This window comes from Streptomyces sp. NPDC059567, assembly GCF_042735655.1.
Taxonomy (GTDB): domain Bacteria; phylum Actinomycetota; class Actinomycetes; order Streptomycetales; family Streptomycetaceae; genus Streptomyces.
Window position 1 is genome coordinate 1 of record NZ_JBHWBS010000202.1, and the last position, 3181, is coordinate 3181.

The 3181-nt window shown below is 72.6% G+C and carries 4 protein-coding genes; 1 reads left to right on the forward strand and 3 read right to left on the reverse strand.

What is annotated here, in order from left to right; genetic code table 11:
- Positions 1-55: 55 nt before the first annotated feature.
- From ACFVZW_RS36930 to ACFVZW_RS36940, 3 genes are all read right to left on the reverse strand, one after another.
- Positions 56-349 carry an SHOCT domain-containing protein gene (locus ACFVZW_RS36930; RefSeq protein ID WP_384530964.1) on the reverse strand — a complete coding sequence of 98 codons (294 nt, stop codon included), beginning with the start codon at positions 347-349 and terminating at the stop codon, positions 56-58.
- Between the two features lie 49 nt (positions 350-398).
- Positions 399-857, reverse strand: coding sequence for a DUF6325 family protein (locus tag ACFVZW_RS36935; RefSeq protein ID WP_384530966.1), 459 nt, complete (start codon positions 855-857; stop codon positions 399-401).
- 235 nt (positions 858-1092) lie between these two features.
- Positions 1093-1560, reverse strand: coding sequence for a VOC family protein (locus ACFVZW_RS36940; RefSeq protein WP_384530968.1), 468 nt, complete (start codon positions 1558-1560; stop codon positions 1093-1095).
- A 136-nt stretch (positions 1561-1696) separates the two neighbouring features.
- Here ACFVZW_RS36940 and ACFVZW_RS36945 point away from each other — a divergent pair, with 136 nt between their 5' ends.
- The gene (locus tag ACFVZW_RS36945) at positions 1697-3064 is read left to right on the forward strand and encodes a cytochrome P450 (protein ID WP_384530970.1); all 1368 of its coding nucleotides are present in this window, start codon (positions 1697-1699) and stop codon (positions 3062-3064) included.
- Positions 3065-3181 lie beyond the last annotated feature (117 nt).

Genomic DNA, 3181 nt, shown 5'->3' on the forward strand with positions numbered 1-3181 from the left:
GGGGGGGGGGGCGGGGCCCCCCCCCGGGGGGGGGGTGCGGCCCGGCCCGTGCGGGTCATGTCGCGAGAAGACTGCGCTTCTGGGCCTCGAACTCCTCCTCGGTCAGCACACCCTGGGCCTTCAGGTCCCCCAGCTGCTTGAGCTGCTCGATCTTGGTGCTCATGTCGTCGCCGGGGGGCGCCGGAGCCGGCGCGGGTGGCTGCTGTGGCTGCTGCTGGTACTGCTGCTGCTGTCCGTTGTCCTGCTGGGCCCATCGGCCCGCCTGCCGCCGTGACACGCGGTTGGACACCGCGGTGGCGGTGCCGGCGACGACGGCGGTGCGGGCGACGCCGCGAAGAAGTCCGGGCATGGTCAGTCATCTCCCAGGGGATGCTCGGGGGACGGATGCGATCGGGAGGTCAGGCCGCCGCCCCTCCGCCGGACTCGGTGGCGTCCAGCGAGGCCAGCAGCGCCTGGACGGGAATCCGACCGCTCGCCACGATCTGCGCGCCGCTGCGCCGCATGGCTCGTGCGAAGGGGGCCGCCCACAGGTTCTCGTACACGATGACCCCGGCGGAGTTGCCCGGCTCCAGCGCGGAACCGGCATCGTCGACGTCGCTCTGGTCCAGCAGGCCGGAGGAGGCGCCCTCGAACACGGTGAGGTCGACCTCGTCCCCGAAGTCCCTCAGCTCCACCGCGGCGACCGTACCGTCCTCGTCCTTGCGGATGAACTGCAGGTCGAGAATGCGGATGACGCCCCGCTCCACCAGGTCGACGAGGAGGGGGAAACCCTCACCCGTCATCCGGTTGCCGGGGAACTCCAGGATCAGGTAGTCGACGGGTCCCATGTCCTCGAGTTCCGACAGGTCGTCGCTCATGGCCACTCCTCACGTGCTCGGGGCTCCCGCCTCGACCGGAGCCGGTTGCGGGCGGCCCCGCCCAGGCGACAGACGGCCTCCCCGCCATTCCAGCACCGCGCGGGAGCCTCCGCACGTCGTGGGCGGCGCGCCGGCACGAGCCTGACCACCGGCCGGGCCGCCCCCGAACCCGCTGCGGCGACGCTCGCGGGGCGCGCCCGGAGCGTCACACCACGCCCGAGGCGCGCCCGGAGCGTCACACCACGCAGAACTCGTTGCCCTCCGGGTCCTGGAGCACCACCGCGTAGTAGTCCATTCCGTCCGGCTCGTCCATCGTGTAGAGGATCGACGCGCCCAGGCCCGTCAGCCGCGCGACCTCCCCGTCCACGCGCTCGCGCCGCAGCGCGAGCGGCACCTCCCGGCCCCCGCCGACCTTCAGATCCAGATGCAGCCGGTTCTTGACCGTCTTCGGCTCCGGAACCTGCTGGAACCAGACCCGCGGCCCGACCCCCTTCGGGTCCACGATGGACTCGGGGAGCTCCCCGACCCCCTCGGTCAGCTCCTCCTCCGGCACCCCGATCGACGCCCAGTACGCCCGCCAGGTCTCGTGTCCCTCAGGCGGCGGCTCCGGTACGTACCGCAGGGCCTCCGCCCAGAAGCGGACGAGCCTCTGGGGATCGGCGCAGTCGACGGTGAGCTGCAGGGTCATCTCCGCTGGTTCCATGGAACGAGCCTCCCAGGCGGCACTGACAATCGGGTCAACAGGCCGGATCCGGCCGGGTGTTCGACCACGGCTACCGGTGGGTCAGGTCGTGGGGGAGAATCGGCATGCCGGTGACGATCAAGGGGGCAACGCACAGATGGCAACCACCAACGAGATCCCGGGCCCGGCGGGACTACCGCTGCTGGGCTCGATGTTCGACCTCAAGAACGACTCGCTCGGCACCTTCCTGAACGCCCAGCGCGCGCACGGGGACGTCGTTCGGATCACCGCGGGACCTCCCGGTATCCGTGCCACCGTCTACGGAGTCTTCTCCGCCGAGGGCGCCCAGCAGGTCCTGGCCACCGAGTCCGCCAACTTCCGCAAGGACAACGCCTTCTACCAGGAGGTCCGCGAGTCCTTCGGCAACGGCCTGCTGACCAGCCAGGACGAGGACTACCTCCGCCAGCGCCGGCTCGTCCAGCCGCTCTTCACCCGCCGCCGCGTCGACAGCTACGCCGAGGCCGTCGCCGCCGAGGTCGCCCGCGTCACGGAGGCATGGCGGACCGCCGAGGACTCCACCGTCGACGTCATCGACGAGATGACCGGATTCGCCCTGCGCGCCGTCGCCCGCATCCTCTTCGGCACGGACGTCGAGGCAGCCGTCGACATCGTGGAGCGCGCCTTCCCGGTGATGGGCGACTACGTCCTGCGCCGCGGCTTCTCGCCGCTGAACGTCCCGCGTGACTGGCCCACCCCCGGCAACCGCCGCGCCCTCGCCGCCCACGAGGAGCTGTACGCCGTCTGCGACCGGATCATCGCCGAGCGCCGGGCCGCCGGCGCCGCCGAGGACGGGGGCCAGGACCTGCTGTCCCTCCTCGCCGAGGCCGAGAGCGCCGAGGACGGCAGCTTCGACGCCTCCGAACTGCGCGAGCAGGTCCTCGTCTTCCTGCTCGCCGGGCACGAGACGACCGCCACCTCCCTCGGCTTCGCGCTCCACCTGCTCGCTCTCCACCCGGAGCAGCAGAAGCGGGCCCACGAGGAGGTCGACCGCGTCCTCGCCGGCCGGGCACCGGGCGCCGCCGACCTCGACGCGCTGCCCTACCTCACCCAGGTGCTCAAGGAGGCCATGCGGCTCTTCCCGGCCGCACCGGCCATCGGCCGGCGGGCGGTCGAGGCCACCGAGATCGGCGGCCACACCATCCCCGCGGGCGCCGATGTGATCGTCGCCCCCTGGGTCACCCACCGGCACCCGGCGTACTGGGAGGACCCGGAGCGCTTCGACCCCGAACGCTTCACGCCCGAGGCCGAGGCGAGCCGTCCGCGCTACGCCTGGTTCCCCTTCGGGGGCGGCCCGCGCGCCTGCATCGGCCAGCACTTCTCGATGCTGGAGTCGGTGATCGCCCTGGCGATGCTCCTCCAGGAGTTCGAGATCGAGGCGATCGACACCGAGGTGCCGGTCAACGCCGCGATCACCCTCCAGGCAGCGGGCTCGGCCCGCTGCCGTGTCCGGCCCCGAACCGCCTAGGGCGCTGCGTCCCCTAGGCCCGAGGGCCGGGGGAGACCCCAGGCGCGCGGCCTGTCCTGCCCTGATCCGCCGGACACGCCCCAGGACCGAGGCGCCGGTCCGGCCGGGAGGCCGGGC

Excerpts from the sequence above, each read along its gene's own strand:
- ACFVZW_RS36930 (WP_384530964.1), bottom strand. The coding sequence starts at position 349 with ATGCCCGGACTTCTTCGCGGCGTCGCCCGCACCGCCGTCGTCGCCGGC.
- ACFVZW_RS36935 (WP_384530966.1), bottom strand. The coding sequence starts at position 857 with ATGAGCGACGACCTGTCGGAACTCGAGGACATGGGACCCGTCGACTAC.
- ACFVZW_RS36940 (WP_384530968.1), bottom strand. The coding sequence starts at position 1,560 with ATGGAACCAGCGGAGATGACCCTGCAGCTCACCGTCGACTGCGCCGAT.
- ACFVZW_RS36945 (WP_384530970.1), top strand. The coding sequence starts at position 1,697 with ATGGCAACCACCAACGAGATCCCGGGCCCGGCGGGACTACCGCTGCTG.